21 protein-coding genes and 1 tRNA gene are annotated in these 20,644 nt (G+C 69.0%); 7 read left to right on the top strand and 15 right to left on the bottom strand.

What is annotated here, in order from left to right:
* Positions 1–68 precede the first annotated feature (68 nt).
* Positions 69–1,373 (top strand): serine hydrolase, encoded by a 1,305-nt coding sequence (locus BKY59_RS01480; protein ID WP_083671813.1) that lies wholly within the window; start codon positions 69–71, stop codon positions 1,371–1,373.
* Positions 1,374–1,458: 85 nt separating this feature from the next.
* Here the strand turns inward: BKY59_RS01480 and BKY59_RS01475 are convergent, their stop codons facing one another.
* The 5 genes from BKY59_RS01475 to BKY59_RS01455 all read right to left on the bottom strand — a co-directional run bounded on the left by BKY59_RS01475 (position 1,459) and on the right by BKY59_RS01455 (position 6,512).
* Positions 1,459–2,247 carry a LysR family transcriptional regulator gene (locus BKY59_RS01475; RefSeq protein ID WP_076068326.1) on the bottom strand — a complete coding sequence of 263 codons (789 nt, stop codon included), beginning with the start codon at positions 2,245–2,247 and terminating at the stop codon, positions 1,459–1,461.
* A gap of 10 nt (positions 2,248–2,257) precedes the next feature.
* A complete protein-coding gene (gene apaG / locus BKY59_RS01470) occupies positions 2,258–2,656 on the bottom strand; it encodes a Co2+/Mg2+ efflux protein ApaG (protein WP_076068325.1) in 399 nt (132 codons plus the stop codon).
* A gap of 2 nt (positions 2,657–2,658) precedes the next feature.
* Positions 2,659–3,867: a trans-sulfuration enzyme family protein gene (locus BKY59_RS01465; protein ID WP_076068324.1), complete on the bottom strand. Its 1,209-nt coding sequence runs from the start codon at positions 3,865–3,867 to the stop codon at positions 2,659–2,661.
* A gap of 61 nt (positions 3,868–3,928) precedes the next feature.
* Positions 3,929–5,590: a DNA repair protein RecN gene (recN, locus tag BKY59_RS01460; RefSeq protein ID WP_076068323.1), complete on the bottom strand. Its 1,662-nt coding sequence runs from the start codon at positions 5,588–5,590 to the stop codon at positions 3,929–3,931.
* A gap of 136 nt (positions 5,591–5,726) precedes the next feature.
* Complete coding sequence (locus BKY59_RS01455) at positions 5,727–6,512, bottom strand: outer membrane protein assembly factor BamD (RefSeq protein WP_076068322.1); 786 nt, start codon at positions 6,510–6,512, stop codon at positions 5,727–5,729.
* 105 nt (positions 6,513–6,617) lie between these two features.
* Between BKY59_RS01455 and BKY59_RS01450 the strand changes: the two genes are divergently transcribed.
* Positions 6,618–7,793, top strand: coding sequence for a glycosyltransferase (locus BKY59_RS01450; protein WP_076068321.1), 1,176 nt, complete (start codon positions 6,618–6,620; stop codon positions 7,791–7,793).
* 277 nt (positions 7,794–8,070) lie between these two features.
* Here BKY59_RS01450 and BKY59_RS01445 read toward each other — a convergent pair whose 3' ends face one another.
* From BKY59_RS01445 to yajC, 4 genes are read right to left on the bottom strand one after another with little or no spacing between them, the layout of a single operon-like run.
* Positions 8,071–8,442 (bottom strand): MTH938/NDUFAF3 family protein, encoded by a 372-nt coding sequence (locus tag BKY59_RS01445; protein WP_240499912.1) that lies wholly within the window; start codon positions 8,440–8,442, stop codon positions 8,071–8,073.
* 11 nt (positions 8,443–8,453) lie between these two features.
* A complete protein-coding gene (secF, locus tag BKY59_RS01440; protein WP_076068319.1) occupies positions 8,454–9,428 on the bottom strand; it encodes a protein translocase subunit SecF in 975 nt (324 codons plus the stop codon).
* 13 nt (positions 9,429–9,441) lie between these two features.
* Entirely contained in the window at positions 9,442–11,043 is a 1,602-nt protein-coding gene (secD, locus tag BKY59_RS01435; RefSeq protein WP_076068318.1) for a protein translocase subunit SecD, read from the bottom strand.
* A gap of 7 nt (positions 11,044–11,050) precedes the next feature.
* Positions 11,051–11,398, bottom strand: a complete 348-nt coding sequence (gene yajC, locus BKY59_RS01430) for a preprotein translocase subunit YajC (protein WP_076068317.1) — start codon at positions 11,396–11,398, stop codon at positions 11,051–11,053.
* A 170-nt stretch (positions 11,399–11,568) separates the two neighbouring features.
* On the opposite strand from yajC, the gene BKY59_RS01425 reads away from it, so the two are divergent.
* The 3 genes from BKY59_RS01425 (at position 11,569) to hslU (ending at position 13,925) form a co-directional block, all read left to right on the top strand.
* A tRNA-Pro gene (locus BKY59_RS01425) sits at positions 11,569–11,645 on the top strand.
* A gap of 283 nt (positions 11,646–11,928) precedes the next feature.
* Complete coding sequence (gene hslV, locus BKY59_RS01420; protein ID WP_076068316.1) at positions 11,929–12,480, top strand: ATP-dependent protease subunit HslV; 552 nt, start codon at positions 11,929–11,931, stop codon at positions 12,478–12,480.
* Positions 12,481–12,623: 143 nt separating this feature from the next.
* Positions 12,624–13,925 carry an ATP-dependent protease ATPase subunit HslU gene (gene hslU, locus BKY59_RS01415; protein ID WP_076068315.1) on the top strand — a complete coding sequence of 434 codons (1,302 nt, stop codon included), beginning with the start codon at positions 12,624–12,626 and terminating at the stop codon, positions 13,923–13,925.
* 214 nt (positions 13,926–14,139) lie between these two features.
* Here the strand turns inward: hslU and BKY59_RS01410 are convergent, their stop codons facing one another.
* Positions 14,140–14,541: a (deoxy)nucleoside triphosphate pyrophosphohydrolase gene (locus tag BKY59_RS01410; protein ID WP_076068314.1), complete on the bottom strand. Its 402-nt coding sequence runs from the start codon at positions 14,539–14,541 to the stop codon at positions 14,140–14,142.
* Between the two features lie 40 nt (positions 14,542–14,581).
* Between BKY59_RS01410 and BKY59_RS01405 the strand changes: the two genes are divergently transcribed.
* Together BKY59_RS01405 and BKY59_RS01400 are read left to right on the top strand one after the other, a co-directional pair.
* Positions 14,582–14,788 carry a Flp family type IVb pilin gene (locus tag BKY59_RS01405; RefSeq protein WP_240499911.1) on the top strand — a complete coding sequence of 69 codons (207 nt, stop codon included), beginning with the start codon at positions 14,582–14,584 and terminating at the stop codon, positions 14,786–14,788.
* A gap of 137 nt (positions 14,789–14,925) precedes the next feature.
* The gene (locus BKY59_RS01400; RefSeq protein ID WP_076068313.1) at positions 14,926–15,093 is read left to right on the top strand and encodes a Flp family type IVb pilin; all 168 of its coding nucleotides are present in this window, start codon (positions 14,926–14,928) and stop codon (positions 15,091–15,093) included.
* A gap of 62 nt (positions 15,094–15,155) precedes the next feature.
* Here the strand turns inward: BKY59_RS01400 and BKY59_RS01395 are convergent, their stop codons facing one another.
* Genes BKY59_RS01395 through BKY59_RS17570 form a run of 5 tightly spaced genes read right to left on the bottom strand, consistent with a single transcriptional unit; the run spans position 15,156 to position 20,568 of the window.
* Positions 15,156–16,625, bottom strand: a complete 1,470-nt coding sequence (locus BKY59_RS01395; protein WP_083671812.1) for a M48 family metalloprotease — start codon at positions 16,623–16,625, stop codon at positions 15,156–15,158.
* A gap of 53 nt (positions 16,626–16,678) precedes the next feature.
* Positions 16,679–17,620, bottom strand: a complete 942-nt coding sequence (locus BKY59_RS01390; protein ID WP_076068312.1) for an acetyl-CoA carboxylase carboxyltransferase subunit alpha — start codon at positions 17,618–17,620, stop codon at positions 16,679–16,681.
* A 12-nt stretch (positions 17,621–17,632) separates the two neighbouring features.
* The gene (locus BKY59_RS01385; protein WP_076068311.1) at positions 17,633–18,547 is read right to left on the bottom strand and encodes a tyrosine-type recombinase/integrase; all 915 of its coding nucleotides are present in this window, start codon (positions 18,545–18,547) and stop codon (positions 17,633–17,635) included.
* Between the two features lie 16 nt (positions 18,548–18,563).
* Positions 18,564–20,450, bottom strand: coding sequence for a hypothetical protein (locus BKY59_RS01380; RefSeq protein WP_076068310.1), 1,887 nt, complete (start codon positions 20,448–20,450; stop codon positions 18,564–18,566).
* The gene (locus BKY59_RS17570) at positions 20,431–20,568 is read right to left on the bottom strand and encodes a hypothetical protein (RefSeq protein ID WP_165374780.1); all 138 of its coding nucleotides are present in this window, start codon (positions 20,566–20,568) and stop codon (positions 20,431–20,433) included. Before BKY59_RS17570 ends, BKY59_RS01380 begins: the two co-directional genes overlap by 20 nt.
* Between the last annotated feature and the right edge of the window lie 76 nt (positions 20,569–20,644).

Below are 20,644 nucleotides of genomic sequence, written 5' to 3'. Positions count from 1 at the left end.
GACTTCTCCGAAGCCTTCCTCAGATTCGTCATAAACGAAGTCATCCGACACCACGAACGAAGCCGACGATGAGCAGAATGCGCCCGGTCGTCATGGCGATCCTCGCCGTCGCCGCGCCGGCTGCGTCCGCCATGCCGGGGGCGATCCCCGCACGCGCGGACGAGCTTGTCGCGATCCTGAACGGCGGCGGCAACCTGGCCGACAGTTTCACGCCAGCCTTCCTGGCGGACGTTCCGGAGGCCGGGCTGCGCGCGCTGGCGAAACAGCTGGTGACGGAAGGCGGGCGCGTACTGCGCGTCGATCGCGCAATCCCGTCCGGGCAGAACCGCTACGCCCTCACCATCGTCCAGGACCGCGCGACCATCGCCGCGACGATGATGCTGGATGCCGGCCCGCCCGGCCGCATCGCCGGGCTCGTCCTGTCGGGCGGCAGCGCCCGCCTGCCCACGCTGTCCGCGGCGGTCGCGGCGTTGCGCGCGCTGCCAGGCACGACCGCCTTGTCCGTCGCACGGCTCGGCCCCGCTGCGCCGCGATCGATCGCGGCGACCACCCCCGATCGTGCGCAGGCCGTGGCGTCCACCTTCAAGCTGCTGGTGCTGGCGGAACTGGTGCGCGCCATCGATGCGGGCGAACGCCGCTGGGCGGATGTCGTACCGCTGGCGGTCCGTTCCGTGCCGAGCGGCATCCTGCAGGACTGGCCCGATCGCGCGCCGATGACGCTGCACAGCCTGGCCGCGCTGATGATCGCGCAAAGCGACAACAGCGCCACCGACACGCTGATCGCGCTGCTCGGCCGCGACCGCATCGCGGCGATGGCACCGACGCTCGGCTGGCCGGCGCATCCCGGCAACGATCCGCTGCTCACCACGCTGGAAATGGCGAAGCTGAAGGGAACGGACGGCGGCGTACCGGCGGCCCGCTATGCCGCCGCCCCGCCCGCCGTCCGCCGCGCGATGCTGTCCGGGCGAATCGCCCCTGTGCCGCGTAGCGCGATCGACTATGCCGCACTCGAAACGCGACCGAACCGGATCGATGCGATCGAATGGTTCGCCAGTCCTGATGCGGTCGTATCGGCGCTCGACTGGTTCCGGCGAGGGGCCGGGCGGCCGGGCAGTGCGGCCGAAACCGCGCGCGCCATCCTCGCCATCAACCCCGGCTTGCCCTCGGCCGATCGCGCCGCGTTCGACTATGTCGGCTATAAGGGTGGGTCGGAGGCGGGCGTACTCGCGATGAGCTACCTGCTCCGCACCCGCGGCGGCCAATGGTATGCGATCAGCGGCAGTTGGAACGATCCGTCCGCGACGCTGGCCGAACGGCGCTTCGTCGCCATCGTCACGCGCATCGTGCAACTTGTCGGCGAAGCCTCACCATGATCGCGTCCACCCGGTCCATGGCCCTGCCCGCCGCGACACCGGGCCTGCCGGGGGTCGATGCCGCACTCGCGCTGATCGGCCGCCGCTACGCCAGCAGCGCGGCGACCAACGCCTTCACCTTGCGCTGCCGCCACTGCGGCACCGGCGCGATCAGCCAGTAGCCGAGCAGCGACGGCACCGTCTCTGTCGCGACCAGCGGGCCGATGTCGCCGGCCGCCAGCAACGCCGGCACCGTGGCACGGCCGAAACCCTGCGCCGCCGCATCGATCGCGAGGCCGGCGTCGGCCACGGTCACGACCGCCCCGCCCGCCGCGTCGCCATCACCGGCATGCCCCGGCCACGCGATCGTGCGGTCCGGCGCATCGGGCAGCGCCACCGTGACGAAGCCGGGCGACCCCAGCGCCGCGCCCTCATGTTCGCCCGCGCCGTCCGCCAGCCGGATCGCCAGGTCCAGGTTCGCCTGCGTGAAATCCAGGTCGTCGTCGCTGGCGATCAGTACGAAACGCAGCTCCGGATCGGTCCGGCCATAGGCCGCCAGCCGCGCGCCCAGCCAGCGCGCCGTCAGGTCGCGGGGTGCCGCGATCGTCAACGTCTTGGACGTCTGGCCCGACTGGATCGCGCGCACAGCCTCCTCGAACTGCAGGAACCCATCGCGCAAGGCGCCCAGCCCGGCCGCTGCCTCCGGCGTCAGTTCCAGCCCCTTGGCCGTCCGCCGGAACAGGACGACACCCAGCGTATCCTCCAGCGCGCGGACCTGCTGGCCCACCGCCGCGGGCGTCACCGCCAGTTCGTCGGCCGCGCGGGTAAAGCTCAGGTGCCGTGCCGCCGCATCCAGCACGCGCAACGCGTTCAGCGGCAGGTGCGTGCGCTTCACGGCAACACCCTCACCGGGCCACCGCCGGCGCGAGCAGCGGGAAGCGCGGGATCTTCGCGTCGAACGCCGTCCCGTCCGCGCCCAGCATGTGCAGGCTGCCCTCCATCGCGCCGGTCGGCGTCTGGAGCGGGCAGCCGGAGACATAGTCGAACGTCCGCCCCGGTTCGATCAGCGGCTGTTCGCCCACCACGCCGTCGCCACGCACCTCGTGCCGCCCGCCGCGCCCGTCGGTGATGATCCAGTGCCGCGTCAGCAGCTGGAGCGCATGCCTGCCTTCATTTTCCAGCCGCACATGATAGGCCCAGAACCACCGCCCCTTACCCGGGTCCGACTGTTCCGGCAGGTAGCTGACCGACACCCGGACGATGCAGTCGCGCGTCATCGCCATGTACGGGAACAGCGCCTTCATGCTCACAGCCCCGCCGCCGCCAGCGCGCGGTCGAGATCGTCGATCACGTCGAGCGGATCCTCCAGCCCGATGTTCAGCCGCAGCATCCCCTCGGTCACACCCATTTCGGCGCGCACCTCCGCCGACAGCCCGGCGTGCGTGGTCGACGCCGGATGCGTCATCAACGATCGCGAGTCGCCGATATTGTTCGAGATATCGACCAGTTCCAGCGCGTCGAGCAACGCATGCGCCTGCGGTCGCCCGCCATCGACGAACAGCGACAGGATCGTCCCGCCGGCCGACATCTGGCGCATCGCCAGCGCATGCTGCGGGTGGCTCGGCAGGTTGGGGTACAGGATGCGTGGCACCCGTGATTCCAGAAACTGCGCGACCTTCAGCGCATTCTCGCTCTGCCGGTTGATCCGCAGGTCGAGCGTCTCCAAACCCTTCAGCACCACCCAGGCGTTGAACGCGGACAATGTCGGCCCGGTATTACGCACGAACGGCAGCAGCGTCTTGTCGATGAACTCCGCAGTGCCGCACACCGCGCCGGCCAGCACGCGGCCCTGCCCGTCCATCATCTTCGTCGCGCTATACGCCACCACGTCCGCGCCATAATCCATCGGTCGCTGCAGCAGCGGCGTCGCGAACGCGTTGTCCACCACGCTCACGATCCCGCGGTCGCGCGCGATCCCGCACACCGCGGCCAGATCGACGATGTCCAGCGTCGGATTGGCCGGCGTTTCGAAGAAGAACAGCTTGGTCTCCGGCCGCGCCGCATCGGCCCAGGCCTGCGTGTCCGTGCCGTCGATGATCGTCGTCGCGACGCCGAATTTCGGCAGCAGCGTGTCGGTCAGCCAGCGGCATGATCCGAATGCCGCGCGCCCCGCCACGACATGGTCGCCCGCCTGCACCTGGCTCAGCAGCGCCGCGGTCATCGCCGCCATGCCGCTCGCCATGCACCGCGCGGCCTCGGCCCCTTCCATCAGGGCGATACGCTGTTCCAGCATCTCGACCGTCGGGTTCTGCAACCGGGAATAGGTCATGCCGGCCTGCTCGCCCGCAAACCGCGCCGCCGCGTCGGATGCCTTGTCGTACGCATAGCCCGACGTCAGGAACAGCGCCTCCGACGTCTCGCCATATTCGGACCGCGCGGTTCCGCCGCGTACGGCCTGCGTCGCGGGGCGCCATTTGGCGGTAATGCTGCGGTCCTGGCCGGTAAACCTCTTCATGCCGCCGCTTTGCCCTTGCCCGTGCGCGGGTGCAAGGGCTCGCCCGTCGCTATGCCGCTCGCTACGCCCGTTCCAGCAACCGTGCCGCCTGCGCGCGCGCTTCCTCGGTCGTTTCCGCGCCGGACAGCATCCGGGCGATCTCCTCGCGCCGCTCGCCCGCATCCAGCGCGTGCACCCCGGTCCGCGTCACGATCCCGTCATGCCGCTTGGCGATCAGCCAGTGGCGGTCGGCACGCGCCGCCACCTGCGGGCTGTGCGTCACCACCAGCAGTTGCGCCTTGCGCGACAGCCGGCCCAGCCGCTCGCCGATCGCGGAAGCCACCGCACCGCCGACCCCGCGGTCGATCTCGTCGAAGATCATCGTGCCCGCGCCGCCTTCCTCCGCCAGCGCCACCTTCAGCGCCAGGATGAAGCGCGACAATTCGCCGCCCGACGCGATCTTGACGAGCGGCGCGAACGGCGCGCCCGGGTTGGTCGATATCTCGAACTCCACCCGGTCGCGCCCGGCCGGCCCCCAGCTGCCCTCCGCCAGCGGTTCCACCACCGTCCGGAACCGCGCTGCGTCCAGTTTCAGCGGGGCCAGCTCCCCCGCCACCGCCGCATCCAGCCGCGCCGCCGCCAGTTCGCGCAGCGCACTCAACGTCGCGGCCGCATCGGCATAGGCGGTCCGCGCCGCCGTACAGGCCGCCTCCAGCGCCGCGATCCCCGCGCCGCCCGCCTCCATCCGGGCGAACCGCGCCGCCAGTTCGGTCGTCAGCTCCGCCAGCGCGTCCGGCGTCGTGCGATGCTTGCGGGCGAGCGCGCGCAGCTCGAACAGCCGGGTCTCCACCGCTTCCAGCCGGTTCGGGTCGAACGCCATGTCGCCCAGCGCGGCGTTCAGATGGTCCTCCGCCTCCGATGCCTCGATCACCGCGCGGTCCATCGCGGCCAGCGCCTCGGCCAGCATCGGATGTTCGGGGGCCAGCCGGTCCAGCCGCCGCGACGCCTGCCGCAGGTTGGCGATCGCGCCATGCGATCCGTCCAGATGGTCGTTCACCGCGGTCAGGTCGTCGGCCAGCCGCGCGCCCTTCTGCATCGCGCCGCGCTCGTCGGCCAGCGCTTCCTCCTCGCCCGGCTCCGCCCCGAACCGCGTCAGCTCGGTCACCGCATGCTCCAGCCATTCGCGGTCGCGCTCGGCCGTCTCCAGCTCGGTCCGCGCCGTCGCCAGCTCATCCTCGGCCGCCCGCCAGCTGCGATACGCCGCGCCGAGCGGCCGCGAATCGACTCGCCCGAACGTATCGAGCAGGTCGCGGTGCCCCTTGGCGTTCAGCAGGCCGCGGTCGTCATGCTGCCCGTGAATCTCGACCAGCATCGCGCCGATCTCGCGCAGCAGTCCCGCCGATGCGGGCTGGTCGTTGATGCTCGCGCGGCTGCCGCCGTCCGCCTTCACGATCCGCCGAATCATCAGCGGTTCGCCCGCTTCGGCGTCGAACCCGTTTTCGGCCAGCACCGCCATTGCCGGATGGCCCGCATCCACGTCGAACGTCGCGGTCACCACCGATTGCGCGGCACCCTGCCGCACCAGTCCGCTGTCGGCGCGCTTGCCCAGTGCCAGTCCCAGCGAATCGAGCAGGATCGACTTTCCCGCCCCCGTTTCGCCGGTCAACGCACCCAACCCGGACTGGAAATCCAGGTCCAGCGCCTCGATCAGGACGACGTCACGAATGGAGAGGGCGGACAGCATGCCACTCACATGTAGCGCCGGATGTTCGCGATTTGAACCCATCGCTTGAGCGAGCCCCGCAAGCGCCCGAATCCGCCGAGTTCGGCAAATCCCTTGGCCCTCTCCCCCACGGGTGGGAGAAGGCCGAACCGCCGCCTCAGGCCTTCGGCGTCTTTTCCTGCACCAGCTTGTAGGCGCGCTCATACCATTCCGAACCGGGATAGTTGGCACCCAGCACGGCGGCCGACTTGCGGGCTTCCTCCGGCACGCCCAGCGCCAGGTAGCTTTCGGTCAGGCGCTCCAGCGCTTCCGGCACATGACTGGTCGTGTCGTAATCGGCGATCACCTTGCGGAACCGGATAACCGACGCCAGCCAGTCGGCGCGGCGCTGGTACAGCCGGCCGATCTCCATCTCCTTGCCGGCCAGATGGTCGCGGACCAGATCGACCTTCAGCCGGGCGTCGGCCGCATATTGCGTATCCGGATAGCGGCGGATCAGTTCGCCCAGCGCATCCATCGCCTGGCTGGTGATCTTCTGGTCGCGTGTGATGTCCTGGATCTGCTCGTAATAGTCGATGGCGATCAGGTAGAGCGCGTAGGGTGCGTCCTTGTTGCCCGGATGGATCGACAGGAAACGCTGCGCCGACTGGATCGACTCCGGATAGCTGCGCGCCAGATAGTAACTGAACGCGCTCATCAGCTGCGCGCGCCGCGCCCATGCCGAATAGGGGTGCTGCCGCTCGACCTCGTCGAACAACACCGCCGCCTGCTTGTACTGCTTGCGGTCCAGCCGCAGCTTGGCCGCATTGTACAGCGTGTCGACATCGCGCGCGACGTAGCTGGTGTCGGCCTTGTTCTTGCCCCCCCCCGATGCGCAGCCCGTGACGGCAAGGGTAAGACCGGCGACAAGACCGATGGCGAGCGGGCGGGGCATGAAACGCATGCATCGTCTGTAGCGGAGCCGGCGCGCGGCGCAAAGAGGGCATCGACCGGCCATCCGCGCCGCCTTTTCGCTTTGGTAGCATCCGTCTGCCATACCCCGGCCATCATGCGTGTCCTGACCCTGTCCACCCTGTTTCCTGATGCCGGCCGGCCCGCCTTCGGCCGGTTCGTCGAACGCCAGACGCAGGGGCTCGCCGCACGGCCCGGTGTCGCCGTCCGGGTCGTCGCGCCGATCGGCGTGCCGCCGCTGCTGTCCCGCCATCCGCGTTACGCCGCGTTCCGTGCGGTCCCCCTCCACGAGGTGCGCGGTGGGCTGGACGTGGCGCGCCCACGCTTCCCGGTTGTGCCCGGGCCGGGCGCGGTGCTTGGGGCCCGGCTGCTCGCCCGGCGGCTGCTGCCGATGTTGCGCCGGCTGCATGCCGATTTTCCGTTCAATGTCATTGATGCCGAATTCTTCTGGCCGGACGGTCCGGCCGCCGTCCGGCTGGGTGCGGCACTGGGCGTGCCGGTGTCGATCAAGGCGCGCGGCGCGGACATCCACTATTGGGGCACGCGCCGCGGCTGCGCGCAGCAGGTCGTCGACGCAGGGCGCGCCGCCGCCGGGCTGCTCGCGGTCAGCGGGCCGTTGCGCGCCGACATGATCGCCGCCGGCATGCCCGCCGACCGCATCGCGGTCCACCATACCGGTGTCGATCAGGCAGCCTTCACCATCGCGGACCGCGCCGCGGCCAAGACGGCGCTAGGCCTGTCCGGCCCGGTGCTGCTGTCGGTCGGCCACCTGATCCCGCGCAAGGGCCAGGCGGTCGCGATCGCGGCGCTGGCCCATGTTCCCGGCGCGACGCTGCTGCTCGCCGGCGAGGGCCCCGACCGCGCGATGCTGGAGCGCGCGGCGGAGACCGCGGGCGTTGCCGACCGCGTCCGCTTCCTGGGCAATGTCGCCCATGCCGGCCTGCCGGCCCTGTTCGCCGCGGCCGACCTGTTCGTCCTGCCGACCGCCTCCGAAGGGCTCGCCAATGTCTGGGTCGAATCGCTGGCCTGCGGCGTACCGGTTGTCACCACCGACATTGGCGGCGCGCGCGAAGTCATCGACCGCCCCGCCGCCGGCCGCCTCGTCCCCCGCGATCCCGCGGCCTTCGCCAATGCGATCCACACCCTGCTGGCCGATCCCCCCGCCCGCGAAGCGACCCGCGCCGCGGCACAGCCCTTTTCGTGGGGCCGCAACGCCGAACAGCTCGAAGCGCACCTCCGCGCGCTGGTAGCGGCCGGTGCGGGTAATCGCTGATCGAATAACCGGTTCGCGCTTGGAAAGAGCTCGACTCGGAACGCAACCCTGTAGCCGTCCCCGTCCATCCCGAGCGCAGTCGAGGGGCCCGTCGAGCGCAGCCGAGACGGTCGACAGCGCCCCTCGGTTGCGCTCGGGGAAGGTGCCTCGACTGCGCTCGGCATGGACGGATTTGAATTTGAGATGGGGTGGTCCGGCAACAAAACGCTTGCCTAAACGCAGATCTACGGCCGGCGCGTGCCCGGGCGGACCGCACCGAACCGCTTCCAAACGTCGCTCAACTGAGCGGATACAGCAACGCCGCAATCCAGCGCTGCTCGGCCCGCAACAGCCCCCATGCGCGCGCCGCCGCCCGACTGTCCATCGCCTCGATCCCGACGCCCAGCGCCTCCAGCGCCAGCACCAGATCCACCGGCGGCCGCGCGAGCTGCGCGCCCGTGCCGAGCAGGATGAATTCCGGCAATGGCGACAGCGCCAGCGCCCCTTCCATGTCCGCCATCGTCAGCAGGTCCACCGCCGGCGCCACCCAGTCGATCGCGCGTTCCGGCGTCAGCAGCATCCCACCATCATGCACCCGGTCGTCGACGCGGTATCCGCGGCCGGCAAAACCGCGGATCAACGGGCCGGTCGCCTCGGGGTCGCGCTCCATCCGCATGGCCGTCAGGTCCGCGGTCCGACCCGCTCGGCATTGGCGTTGCGCCCCGCCGGCTTGGCCGCATCCTCGTCCCGGTTGCGGTTGCCCACGCCCAGCGTGATGAGCAGCGAGGACGAGACGTAGATCGACGAATAGGTCCCCACCACGATGCCCAGCAGCATCGCGGCGGAAAAGCCCCGCAGCACCTGCCCGCCCCAGATCAGCAACGCACCCAGCGCGAGCATGATCGTCAGCGACGTCATCACCGTCCGCGGCAGCGTCTCGTTCACCGACAGGTCGATCAGCGCCTTCATGTCCATCTTGCGATATTTGCGCATATTCTCGCGGATGCGGTCGTCGATCACGATCTTGTCGTTGATCGAATAGCCGATAATGGTCAGCACCGCCGCGACGATGTTCAGGTCGAACTCCATCTGCGTCAGTGCGAAGAACCCAAGCGTCATCAGCACGTCGTGCGCGATCGAGACGAAGGTGGCCGCCCCGAACTGCCATTCGAACCGGAACGCACCGAACAGCGCGATGCCCAGCACCGCCAGCACGACCGCCAGTACCCCGTTGCGGATCAGTTCGCCCGAAACCTTGCCCGACACGGTGTCGTACCGCGTGAACTCCATGCCCGGATGTTCGCGCAGCAGGGCCGTCTTGACCTTCGCCACCACCGCATTGTTCGCTGCCGGGTCCGCGCTCGGCGGCGGGGGCAGGCGGATCGACACGACGTTGGGCGCGCCAAACTGCTGGAGCGCGGCATCGCCGACCCCCAGCGAATCGATCGTCTCGCGCACGTCGTCCAGGTGCGGCGGCTGGACGAACTTCGCCTCGATCATCAGGCCGCCGACAAAGTCGACACCCAGGTTCAGCCCCTTGATCCCGACCAGCGCGCAGGCGGCGAGCGTCAGCGCGGCGGTCAGCCCGAACGCCCAGTAGCGCAGGCGCACGAAACCGATGTTGGTGTTGTCGGGGACAAGTTTCAGCAAACGCATGTGAACGCCCCGATCAGATAGTCATGTCGCTCGGGCGGTTGCGGCGGATCCACAACGCGACGAGCATGCGGGTGAAGGTGACCGCGGTGAACACAGACGTCGCAATGCCGAGCAGCAGCACGACCGCGAACCCCTTAACCTGTCCCGACCCGAGCAGCAGCATGATGAGCCCGGAGATGGCATGGGTGACGTTCGCCTCGAAGATCGTGCGGCTCGCCTCCTTATAACCCAGTTCCACGGCATGTGCGACGTTGCGGCCGCGCCGCCGTTCCTCGCGGATCCGCTCGTTGATGAGCACGTTGGCATCGACCGCGGTGCCGATCGTCAGCACGAACCCGGCGATCCCCGGCAACGTCAGCGTCGCGTTCAGCAACGCCATCACGCCCAGGATGATGAAGATGTTCAGCGTCACCGCGATGTTCGCATAGAGGCCGAACCGGCCATAGGTCACGAACATGAAGATGATAACCGCCAGCGCCGCGATGGTCGACGCGATGATGCCGGCCCGGATCGAGTCCGCACCCAGCTGCGGCCCGACGGTCCGTTCCTCAATCACTTTCAGGTTCACCGGCAGCGATCCGGAACGCAGCGAGATCGCCAGCGCATTCGCGCTTTCGGTCGTGAAGCTGCCGGAAATCCGTGCCTGCCCGCCCAGAATCGCGGTTTCGATGTTGGGTGCCGAAATCACGCTGTTGTCCAGGATGATCGCGAACGGCTTGCCGACATTGTCCTGCGTCACGCGCGCGAACCGCCGCCCGCCATTGCCGTCGAACGTGATCGCCACGACCGGCTGGTTGTCCTGCTGGTCGAATTCCTGACGCGCGTCGGTCAACTGGTCGCCGGTGATGATCGCCCGGCGCTGCACGGCGATGAACGGCGCACCGCCCGGATTGCCCGGATAAGGCAGGACCTGCGACCCGGCGGGCGCGCGGCCCTGTGCCACGTCGATCGGATTGGCGGTGATGTCGACCAGCTTGAATTCCAGCTTGGCGGTCTTGCCCAGCAGGGCCTTCAGCGCGGCCGGATCCTGCAGGCCCGGGACCTGCACGACGATCCGGTCGTCGCCTTCGCGCACGATCGACGGCTCGCGCGTGCCCAGCGAATCGATACGGCGCCGCACCACGTCGGTCGCGGTGTCCATCGCCTTGTTGACCGCGTCCTTGATGCCGGCCGCGGTCGGCGTCATCACCACCCGCGTGCCGTCGACGACGGTCACGTTCCAGTCGCGCTGTCCGGTGACCCCCACCGCATTGGTCAGGTTGCGGACGCGGTCCACAGCGGCGTCCAGCTGCGCCACGTCGCGCACCATGAATTCCAGCTTGCCACCCTGCGTGGAGATATCGCCGATCGCGATCCGTGGGCTAGCGCGCCGCATCTCGGTGCGGACTTCCTCTTCCTTCAGGCCCAGCCGCTGGCGGATGACGTCGCTCGTATCCGCTTCCAGCAGCAGGTGACTGCCGCCCGACAGGTCGAGCCCAAGGTTGATGCGCGGCATGCCGCCCAATCCGACACGGCGTGAATTGGCCTCGCCGATCAGGCTCGGGATCGCCAGCGCGACGCCGAGGGCCAGGATCAGGAGGATCGACCAGATCTTCCAGCGCGGGAAATCGAGCATCTGTCGGTCAGTCGTTGGCGGGCTTGGAACCGGGGGCCTGGCGGACCTCGGTCAGCGTGGCCTTGATGACCCGGACGCGGGTGTTCGGCGCGATCTCCACCTCGACCTCGGTGTCGTCCACCTTGGTCACCTTGCCGATCAGACCGCCTGCGGTGACGACCATGTCGTTGCGCCGCACGCCATCGACCAGCGCGCGATGCGCCTTCATCCGGGTCTGCTGCGGACGGATCAGCAGGAAGTAGAAGATCACGAAGATGAACAGCAGCGGTGCGGCCTGCAACAGGATGGCCGAAAGACCATTACCGGCCGCGGCGGGGGCGCCGGCTGCCTGGGCGTAAGCGGGGGATGCGAACATGGGGATGGTTCCGGCCTGGTGGGCGGGCCTGCCGTTCGGGCACCCGCTTGGGAAAGCGCGCGCCTATCATGTTCGCGCCGGATCGCGCAATGCCGACCGGTATCGCCCACCGCCTCCGCGTATCGCGCTTGCATCGGCCCCGCATCCCGCCTAATGCCCGCGGCCTAGGTCGGGGCGTGGCGCAGCCCGGTAGCGCATTAGACTGGGGGTCTAAGGGTCGCAGGTTCGAATCCTGTCGCCCCGACCAGAACATCTCCCCCGCATCGGCAAAGCCGAGACCGCGCAGCGGTCGGCAGCCCTCGAAACCATTCCATCGACCGTCATTCCAGCGGACGCTGGAATCCACTATCACTACGCTCCGGTTCTTCTGCGACCGTGGCGATAATGGATCCCAGCGTCTGCTAGGATCACGATAACGACGGGCAACACCCGCCCCTCCGCACGCCACGCCCTGCCGGGGGTGGACAACACACCCCAATTGCGATCCGTGCCACCCTACCCATATCCCGACCACACAACGGACGGATGATATGCACGAAGACAAAATCGGCTGGCATGGGACGACGATCCTGTCAGTCCGGCGCGACGGCAAGGTGGTCGTGGCGGGCGACGGACAGGTTTCGATGGGTAATACCGTCATGAAACCCAATGCCCGCAAGGTCCGCCGTCTGGGCGATGGTTCCGTCATCGCCGGGTTCGCCGGGGCGACGGCAGACGCCTTCACGCTGTTCGAACGGCTGGAGCGCAAGCTGGAACAGCATCATGGCAAGCTGCTGCGTTCCGCGGTCGAACTTGCCAAGGACTGGCGCACCGACAAATATCTCCGCAACCTCGAGGCAATGATGATCGTCGCGGACAAGGACGTGACGTTGATCCTGACGGGCAACGGCGATGTGCTCGAACCCGAAATGGGCGTCGCGGCGATCGGTTCGGGCGGCAATTTCGCGCTCGCCGCCGCCCGCGCACTCATCGACTACGAACAGGACGCCGAAAAGATCGCGCGCAAGGCCATGGCGATCGCCGCCGAGGTTTGCGTCTTCACCAACGGCAACCTCACCCTCGAAAGCCTCGACACCGCGTAACGACAAAACCCCCCTCCCTTTCAAGAGAGGGGCCGGGGGGTGGGTGCGCGGCCCTTTCGCCGCGCTCCGACATCACCCCAAGCGTTACCGACGCAGTTGAGACCCACCCCTGCCCCTCCCGCCACGGGAGGGGGGAGACCGAAATGAACGACGCGCTCACCCCGAAGGCCATCGTGGCCGCACTCGACGCTCACATCGTGGGTCAGGACGCCGCCAAGCGTGCGGTCGCGGTCGCCCTCCGCAACCGCTGGCGCCGCCAGCGGCTCGGCGCGGACCTGCGCGACGAGGTCACGCCCAAGAACATCCTGATGATCGGGCCCACCGGCTGCGGCAAGACCGAGATCAGCCGCCGCCTGGCCAAGCTCGCCGACGCGCCGTTCGTAAAGGTCGAGGCGACCAAATTCACCGAAGTCGGCTATGTCGGTCGCGACGTCGAACAGATCGCCCGCGATCTTGTCGAGGAAGCCGTGCGACTGGAAAAGGAACGCCGTCGCCTCGCGGTCAAGGACAAGGCGGAGGAAGCAGCGCTCGCCCGCCTGATGGATGCACTCGTCGGAAAGGATGCCAGCGAGGCGACCCGCGCCTCCTTCACGCAGCGGTTCCGCGACGGTCACCTGAACGAGAAGGAGATCGAGCTGGAGCTGGAGGATAGCGCCGGCCCGCAGATGGAGATTCCCGGCATGCCGGGCCAGGTCGGCATGATCAACCTGTCCGACATGATGGGCAAGGCGTTCGGCGGGGCCAAGCTGAAGCGCCGCAAGCTGCCCGTCGCCGACGCCTGGACCAAGCTGGTTGAGGAGGAGGCCGACAAGCGCCTGGACCAGGACGAGGTCAGCCGCGTCGCGCTGAACGATGCTCAGGAAAACGGCATCGTCTTCCTGGACGAGATCGACAAGATCGCGGTCAGCGATGTCCGCGGTGGCTCGGTCAGCCGCGAAGGCGTCCAGCGCGATCTGCTGCCGCTGATCGAGGGCACCACGGTCGCCACCAAATACGGCCCGATGAAGACCGACCACATCCTCTTCATCGCCAGCGGCGCGTTCCACGTCGCCAAGCCGTCCGACCTGCTGCCCGAACTTCAGGGCCGCCTGCCTATCCGCGTCGAACTGAAGGCGCTGACCGAGGCCGACTTTGTCCGCATCCTCTCGTCCACCCGCGCCTCGCTTACCGAACAATATCGCGCGCTGATCGCGACCGAAGGCGTGGAAGTCAGCTTCACCGAGGACGGCATCGCCGCGATCGCCCGAATCGCTGCGGAAGTGAACGGCCAGATCGAGAATATCGGCGCGCGCCGGCTGTCGACCGTGATGGAGAAACTGCTCGAGGAAGTCAGCTTTGACGCCGAGAACCGCGTCGGCCAGAGTGTGGTGGTTGATGCGGCCTACGTGGAAGCCCAGCTGGCAGAGGTCGCGCGCAACACCGACCTGAGCAAGTACGTCCTTTAGGATTTTCTAAATCCGTCCATCCCGAGCAAAGTCGAGAAGCCAACATCGCCCCTCGGCTGCGCTCGGGGAAGCGTGCCTCCACTACGCTTGGCATGGACGGGGGGGGTGGGGCTGCCACTCCCCCAACTCCGTTTGGTTCGGGCCTGTCGAGAACTCAGCGCTAACTTCTCGACAGGCTCGAACCAAACGGATCTGGACGCAGCAGCGACGCCCCTCAAACCAACGCTTCCAACAACCCAATCAGCGGCCGGTCCGCCGGCGGCATCGCCAGCCGGTGCAGGGCCACGGGCCGCAACCATTGCAGCGCGGTCGCCTCCAGCGGCACCGGAACGCCTGACCATTTGCGGCACACGAACAACAGCAGCAGCAGGTGCCGTTCACCCAGCGGCGCACTGGCGAAGCACGCCGGCGCAAGGCACGCCGCCGTGACGTCGATTGCCAGTTCTTCGCGCAATTCGCGGATCAGTGCCTGTTCCGGCGTCTCGCCCGCCTCCATCTTGCCGCCGGGAAACTCCCACAGCCCCGCCATGGCGCGACCGGGCGGCCGCTGCTGCACCAGGACTCGCCCGTCCCCGTCCACAAGTGCTGCGGCCACTACCGGAAGCATCGTCGTCATCGCTGGGCACTCCTAGAGAGATTGTTAACATCGGCCGGATATGCTGCCTTGGCATCAGTTCGGGTGCATGGGGGCGGCGATGCGGTTTGTGCGGGCGATCTTGTGGAACCGGCGCGGCGCGACTGCGGTGGAATATGGCCTGGTCCTCGCGCTCATTACCCTCATCGTATCGGTCAGCATCCGCGAGGTCGCGGGGACGACCGTCGACATGTGGAACATGATCGATACCAAAGTCGCGAAACACTGATCCCGCCGACTTTCTCCCGCCGTCCTTAAGCATTTCGCAACCGCCTGCGGTTAGAAAGTCGTTAGCTGACCCGCACAACCGGGGGGCCAGCGGGCAACCGGCACCGAATTACGTACCGCCAAGAAAGGAAACGCTCGATGATGATGATCCGCAAGCTGTTCAAGAACTCCAAGGGCGCCACCGCCATCGAGTACGGCCTGATCGCCGCCCTGATCGCCGTCGCCGCCATCACCGCGATGACCAGCCTCGGCAAGCAGCTGAACAACACGTTCACGAACGTGAACACCAACATGAAGGCCACCTGATCCACGATCAGATGGTTTGACGAAAGGCGGCGGGAGCGATCCCGCCGCCTTTTTCATGTCCGCTATCCGTAGACGACCAGCTTGACCCTGCTGCCCGGCGTCAGGCTGTCGCCCGCCTCCAGCGCGTTCAGCACCAGGAAGCGTTCGCGCTGCCGATCGGCATAGGCCATGCGGCGCGCCAGCGTGTCGATCGTATCGCCGGCACCGACGGTCACCACGCGGATGCGCCGCGCCTTCACCGCCGCGGCCTGTGTCGCGGTCAAGCGCGCCATCGACTGGACCATGCCACCGAACGGCCCCAGCCCCTGCCCCGCCGGGGTGATCGTCACGAAATGATAGGCTGTCGTCGGGCTGGCCTGATACGCAACCACCGTGACGTCCGCCGATCCGCTCTGCGTCTGCGCGGTGGTGGTGAAGACGTTGGTGGCGAACCCGTTGATCGTCGTCGCGCGGATCGCGTCGCGCGGGGCGCCCGCCTGCGACCCCACGCCGCGCAGCACGCCGTCGATATAGGCCGGCAACCCGCCCGGTCCGATCGCACCGCCCGCAAACTGCGCCTGTCCGCCGGTCCCGCTGACCGTCACGGCCTGCGTGCCGTTGGACAGCGCAAATCCCTGCGGCGCGGTAAACGCGATGCGCAGGGCGGGATGCACGAACCGCGTACCCTCGACCACGCCCTGCGCCGGATCGTCGCCATAAAGGATGCCGTCGATCGCCGCGAGGAACGCATCGCGCCCGCGTGGCCCCGCCGCGGCTTCTTCGCGCCCGCCGATCCGCTCGGCCACCTTGCGCGCATTGTCGACACGCGCGCCGGGATCCGGATGCGTACTGGCCCAAGCCGGCACGCCGCGCGCCGTCCCGCCCTGCGTCTGCGCGTCAAGGTTCGTCTGGGCCTGCAAAGACGCCAGCATCGTCGACGCGGCATAGGGATCGTAGCCGGCACCGGCCAGATACCGGATGCCCAGGTCGTCCGCCTCGATCTCCTGCGACCGGCTGTAGCGCAGCGTCAGCAACTGCGCGCCGGTCCCCACGCCACGCGACAGCAATTGCCCGATTCCCGAATCACCCGCCACCGCACCGACCAGCACCTGGCCGAGCGTACCGAGGATCGAATTGCGCCGCGACTTCGATTCGCGCTTCTGCGAATGGCGCGCCGCGACATGGCCGACCTCGTGGCCCAGCACGGATGCCAGCTCCGCCTCGTCGTTCATCAGGCCGGTCAATTGGCGGGTGACATAGACATAGCCACCGGGAATCGCGAACGCGTTGTTCACCGGCGAATTCAGCAGCGCGATGGTGAAATCCGCCTGCGAATTGGACAGGCCGGACTGTACCGCGATCCGCCGCCCGACGCGCGTGACATAGGCCGCCTGCGGACCGGCATAGGTGCCGCCATATTCCGCCAGCAACTGCGGATTGGCTTTCGCGCCCGTCGCCTTGTCGCTTGCCGAGATGCTGTTTGTCTGGCTGACCCCGTACCCCGCGGTGGCAACCAGCGCCGCGAATGTCGCGATGGCATATCTACGCTTCATGGCGTCTCTCTCCTGCTGAGCCCCTCCCCTTCAAAGGAGAGGCCGGGTATGCATCACCCGATCTTCAGAAACTTCTGTCGCCGTTCGGCGCGCAACTGCTCGGGCCGCAGCGGCAGCAGCGCGTCGATCTCCTCGCCGATCGCGTCGGCCAGCGCGGCGATCGCCTTGGGCCGGTCGCGGTGCGCGCCGCCCATCGGTTCGGGCACGATCCGGTCGATCACGCCCAACCGCAGCAGGTCGGCCGCGGTGATCTTCATCGCCTCGGCCGCATCCGGCGCGCGGTCCGACGTCCGCCACAGGATCGACGCGCAACCCTCGGGCGATATCACCGAATACACCGCATGTTCGAACATCAGCACGCGGTTCGCCGCGGCCAGCGCGATGGCACCCCCGGATCCGCCCTCGCCCACCACCGCGGTGACCATCGGCACGCCCAGCGCCAGGCACGCCTCGGTCGACCGCGCGATCGCTTCCGCCTGGCCGCGCTCCTCCGCCTGGATGCCGGGAAAGGCGCCCGACGTATCGACCAGCGTCACCACCGGCAGGCCGAACCGGTCGGCCAGTTCCATCAGGCGGATCGCCTTGCGATACCCCTCCGGCTTTGCCATGCCGAAATTGTGGCGCAGCCGGCTGGCGGTATCGTCGCCCTTCTCATGGCCGATCACCATCGCGCGCCGCCCGCCGATCCTGCCGAACCCGCCGATGATCGCCTTGTCGTCCGCAAAGCCGCGGTCGCCGGCCAGCGGCAGGAAATCCTCCACGAACCCGGCGACATAATCCTTGAAGTGCGGCCGTTCGGGGTGCCGCGCGACCTGCGTCTTCTGCCACGGCGTCAGCTTGGCATAGGTCGCCTGCAACAGCGCATCGGACTTGGCCTCCAGCTTCGCGATCTCGGGCGCGATGTCGATCGTGCCGGCGACCGCGCTTTCGCGCAGTTCGACGATCTTGGCCTGCAATTCGGCGACGGGTTTTTCGAAATCGAGGAAAGCGACCATAGTCCGCGCGGGTTAAGGGCCGCGGCGTGCCCCGTCAACGAGCGGATGGCGCGCATTGACCAGCGCGACCAGCCGCGCCCCGTCGACATGCGTGTAGATCTGCGTCGTGCTGATGTCGGCATGGCCCAGCATCGCCTGCAACGCGCGCAGGTCCGCCCCGCCTTCCAGCAGGTGCGTCGCGAACGCATGGCGCAGGACGTGCGGGCTGATCCGGTCCGGCGCGATCCCCACGGCGGCCCCCACCTCCCGCACCAGCTGGAACAGCCGCACCCGGCTGACATGCCCGGTGCGCGACGGAAACAGATAGGATCCGCCGGCCAGCGTCGCGCGCCAGGCCGCCACCGCCGCCCGCGCACGGTCCGATATCGGAACCAGCCGTTCCGCCCCGCCCTTGCCCGCCAGGATCAGCCACGGCTGGTCCGGCCGCACCGCGTGCAGCGGCAACGACACCAGTTCGGTCGCGCGCAGCCCCGATCCGTACAGCAGTTCCAGCATCGCCGACAGCCGCAGCGCCAGCGCCCCACCCCCCGCCCCGCCCTCGGCCACGCGCCGCGCGACCTCCGCGAACAGCGCCTCCACGTCATCCCGTGCAAGCACCTTGGGCAGCCCGCGCGCGCCCACCGGACGGGGCAGCGCGTCGGATGGATCGTCGTCGCGCACCCCGTCATCGACCAGGAACCGGTAGAAGCGCCGCAATGCCGCCGCCTTGCGCGCCACGCTGGTCCGCGCGAGCGTCAGCCACGCGGTCCCGAGGCCGCCCAGTTCGTCCGCCCCCGCGCCCGCCATCCGGCGGTGCAGCAGCAGCGACGCTCCCTCCAGGTCGGCACGGTACGCCGCGATCGTATTGCGCGCCGCCCCCGCCTCCGCGGCCATCATCTCCAGGAACCGGTCGATCGCGACGGCATCGGACAGCGGCTGGCCCGTCATCTCCCGACCAGGCGCGTCACAGCCGCGCCATCGCCTCGGCCGCCATCATCCGCGCTTCGCCGTTCAGACCCACCTGATCCAGCGCCGCCAGGATGCGATAGAAATGGGCAGGCGGCACGCCCTGCCAGCGGCGGGTCTGCATACCTGTCGCCGCCAGGATCGCGACCGTCCCCGCCTCGCCCCGCGCCGCGGCGGCATCCAGCACGCGCGTGAAGCTGTCCTGCGCGCGGAAATCGATCCCTGCCGCCGTGCCCAGCCGGTCGCGCTCGGCGGCCGGCATCCGCCCCAGCCCGGCCAGCGCGGCGATCAACAGGCGCGACTTGGTCGGCCCGCCCCCGCCGCCGCTTTCCACGAATGCCTCGATCCGGCTGCTGCTCATGTCGACCGCCGGCTCCGGCGCGCCTACCGCCAGCATCGCCCACGCCGCATCGGCATCCAGCCCGCTACCTTCGCCCACCACGGGGGTCCAGCGGTTCGCCTGGATATCCAGCCCCGCCGCGAACATCGCGGAAATCAGCCGCCGGGTCTGCACTTCGGACGTGCCGCCAGGCGCGATGCCGGCCGCCGCCCGCGCGGTCAGGATGTCGGCGGCATAGGCCTGTTCGCCGACCGCATTCGGCCCCCACAACAGGTCCAGCGCCGCCAGCCGCGCGGTCCGGTCGCCGATATAGGCCGTGCGCAACCGGCCGGCATCGGTGGCGTCCAGATCCTCCACGTCGGTCCGGTCCGCGACAGCCCCGTACAGGTCCACCAGCGTCGCGCTGGAAAACACGCCCAGCGTCGCGGCCAGCCGTGCCGCGCCGACCCGCGCCTCGGGCGCCAGCATCGGCGCGCGCGCCGCCCAGGCGCGGACATGCGGCCCGACCGAACCGAACAGCGCATCCGGGATCGGCACTGCCAGCGCGCTCGCCACGCCGAACCGCCACGCGGTCAGCACGTCCACGCCTTCCCATTCGATCATGATCGAACGCCGCCCGTTGGTGCCCGCGCCCACCACCTTTTCGGCGAGCAGCATGTCGATCCCGCGCGCCTTGCGCCCGCGCCGCGCCTGATCGATCAGCGCGCCCGCCACCGCCGGTTCGCCCGACAGGCCGGCGCACATCGCCCGCGCCATCGGCCAGATCGGTTCCTTGCTCATCCCCGCCGCGATCGGCTGCAACGGGCACAGCGCCGCCGGGTCCGCATTCGCCAGCGCGGCCTGCGTCGCCACCGCCAGCAGCTTGGGCGTGAACCGGTCGACGTCGATGCTGTCCACCAGCATCCGCGCCGCATCCGCCTCGCCCATCCGCAGCAGCAGCCACGCGCGTTCCGCCACCCAGTCGGCACCGCCCACGCCCGCCGGCGTCGCAGTCGCGGTCAGCAGCGCGCGGCGCAACAGCATATGCCCCCAGCGCGAGGCGATCGGCGCATCGATCCGGCGCAGCAACGTCGACAGGAACCGCCCGTCCGCGCGGCCGAACTCGCCCGCGCCCAGCCCTTCCGGCCCGGTGCCAAGCGGACCGACACCGTCGACCGGACGGCGCGCCGTGTCGGGCACGTCGAACGTCTCCTCCGGCGGCGCATCGGGGTCGACCGCCTCGATCGCGTCGCTGCCCTCGTCCGGCGGGGTCGCCCCGACTGCCGCTGCCGGCCGGTCCGTCGCCGTCGGGGCACGTGGTGCAAGATTCAGGTCCGCCGGCGACAGCGTCAGCGGCGTGGCCGGGGCGTCGGGCACGGCACGCGGGCGCGGCGCCGGGCGGGCGGCGGGCGGCGCTTCGGCCGGCACATCGCCAAACCCCGGCGGCAACAGCGATTCGGGGGCGGACTGCTGCCCGCCCGCCGGGCTCAGCGTCGGGCCGATCGCGGTGCCGACCGCCAGCAGCGCCGCGCCGACCAGCAGGGCGCTACTGCGCCGCCGCTTCATTCAGCATGTCCTTCTCGACCGTCTTCGGGGCGACTTGGGTATCGACCGATCCCAGCGCGACGGCGATGCCGACGACGAGCAACAGGCCCAGGATCAGCAGGATTAGGCTACGCGACATGGCAAGGATCGTCCCGAATGGTCATATTTCCCGGTCCCGGCCTTTTGCCGGCGGTCGCGTGCTTGTGTATAGCCCC

The organism is Sphingomonas montana, from assembly GCF_001956315.1.
Taxonomy (GTDB): Bacteria; Pseudomonadota; Alphaproteobacteria; order Sphingomonadales; family Sphingomonadaceae; genus Sphingomonas_R; species Sphingomonas_R montana.
Note: the sequence above shows the minus strand (reverse complement) of the source record. Positions and strands in the feature narration are given on the sequence as shown.

What these genes read in the sequence shown, in the direction of transcription:
- BKY59_RS01455 (WP_076068322.1), bottom strand. Translation starts at nt 6,512, where the DNA reads ATGCGTTTCATGCCCCGCCCGCTCGCCATCGGTCTTGTCGCCGGTCTT.
- recN (WP_076068323.1), bottom strand. Translation starts at nt 5,590, where the DNA reads ATGCTGTCCGCCCTCTCCATTCGTGACGTCGTCCTGATCGAGGCGCTG.
- hslV (WP_076068316.1), top strand. Translation starts at nt 11,929, where the DNA reads ATGCACGAAGACAAAATCGGCTGGCATGGGACGACGATCCTGTCAGTC.
- BKY59_RS01410 (WP_076068314.1), bottom strand. Translation starts at nt 14,541, where the DNA reads ATGACGACGATGCTTCCGGTAGTGGCCGCAGCACTTGTGGACGGGGAC.
- BKY59_RS01450 (WP_076068321.1), top strand. Translation starts at nt 6,618, where the DNA reads ATGCGTGTCCTGACCCTGTCCACCCTGTTTCCTGATGCCGGCCGGCCC.
- BKY59_RS01405 (WP_240499911.1), top strand. Translation starts at nt 14,582, where the DNA reads ATGCTGCCTTGGCATCAGTTCGGGTGCATGGGGGCGGCGATGCGGTTT.
- BKY59_RS01465 (WP_076068324.1), bottom strand. Translation starts at nt 3,867, where the DNA reads ATGAAGAGGTTTACCGGCCAGGACCGCAGCATTACCGCCAAATGGCGC.
- yajC (WP_076068317.1), bottom strand. Translation starts at nt 11,398, where the DNA reads ATGTTCGCATCCCCCGCTTACGCCCAGGCAGCCGGCGCCCCCGCCGCG.
- apaG (WP_076068325.1), bottom strand. Translation starts at nt 2,656, where the DNA reads ATGAAGGCGCTGTTCCCGTACATGGCGATGACGCGCGACTGCATCGTC.
- BKY59_RS17570 (WP_165374780.1), bottom strand. Translation starts at nt 20,568, where the DNA reads ATGTCGCGTAGCCTAATCCTGCTGATCCTGGGCCTGTTGCTCGTCGTC.
- BKY59_RS01400 (WP_076068313.1), top strand. Translation starts at nt 14,926, where the DNA reads ATGATGATGATCCGCAAGCTGTTCAAGAACTCCAAGGGCGCCACCGCC.
- BKY59_RS01390 (WP_076068312.1), bottom strand. Translation starts at nt 17,620, where the DNA reads ATGGTCGCTTTCCTCGATTTCGAAAAACCCGTCGCCGAATTGCAGGCC.
- secD (WP_076068318.1), bottom strand. Translation starts at nt 11,043, where the DNA reads ATGCTCGATTTCCCGCGCTGGAAGATCTGGTCGATCCTCCTGATCCTG.
- BKY59_RS01380 (WP_076068310.1), bottom strand. Translation starts at nt 20,450, where the DNA reads ATGAAGCGGCGGCGCAGTAGCGCCCTGCTGGTCGGCGCGGCGCTGCTG.
- BKY59_RS01395 (WP_083671812.1), bottom strand. Translation starts at nt 16,625, where the DNA reads ATGAAGCGTAGATATGCCATCGCGACATTCGCGGCGCTGGTTGCCACC.
- BKY59_RS01445 (WP_240499912.1), bottom strand. Translation starts at nt 8,442, where the DNA reads ATGGAGCGCGACCCCGAGGCGACCGGCCCGTTGATCCGCGGTTTTGCC.
- BKY59_RS01480 (WP_083671813.1), top strand. Translation starts at nt 69, where the DNA reads ATGAGCAGAATGCGCCCGGTCGTCATGGCGATCCTCGCCGTCGCCGCG.
- BKY59_RS01385 (WP_076068311.1), bottom strand. Translation starts at nt 18,547, where the DNA reads ATGACGGGCCAGCCGCTGTCCGATGCCGTCGCGATCGACCGGTTCCTG.
- hslU (WP_076068315.1), top strand. Translation starts at nt 12,624, where the DNA reads ATGAACGACGCGCTCACCCCGAAGGCCATCGTGGCCGCACTCGACGCT.
- secF (WP_076068319.1), bottom strand. Translation starts at nt 9,428, where the DNA reads ATGCGTTTGCTGAAACTTGTCCCCGACAACACCAACATCGGTTTCGTG.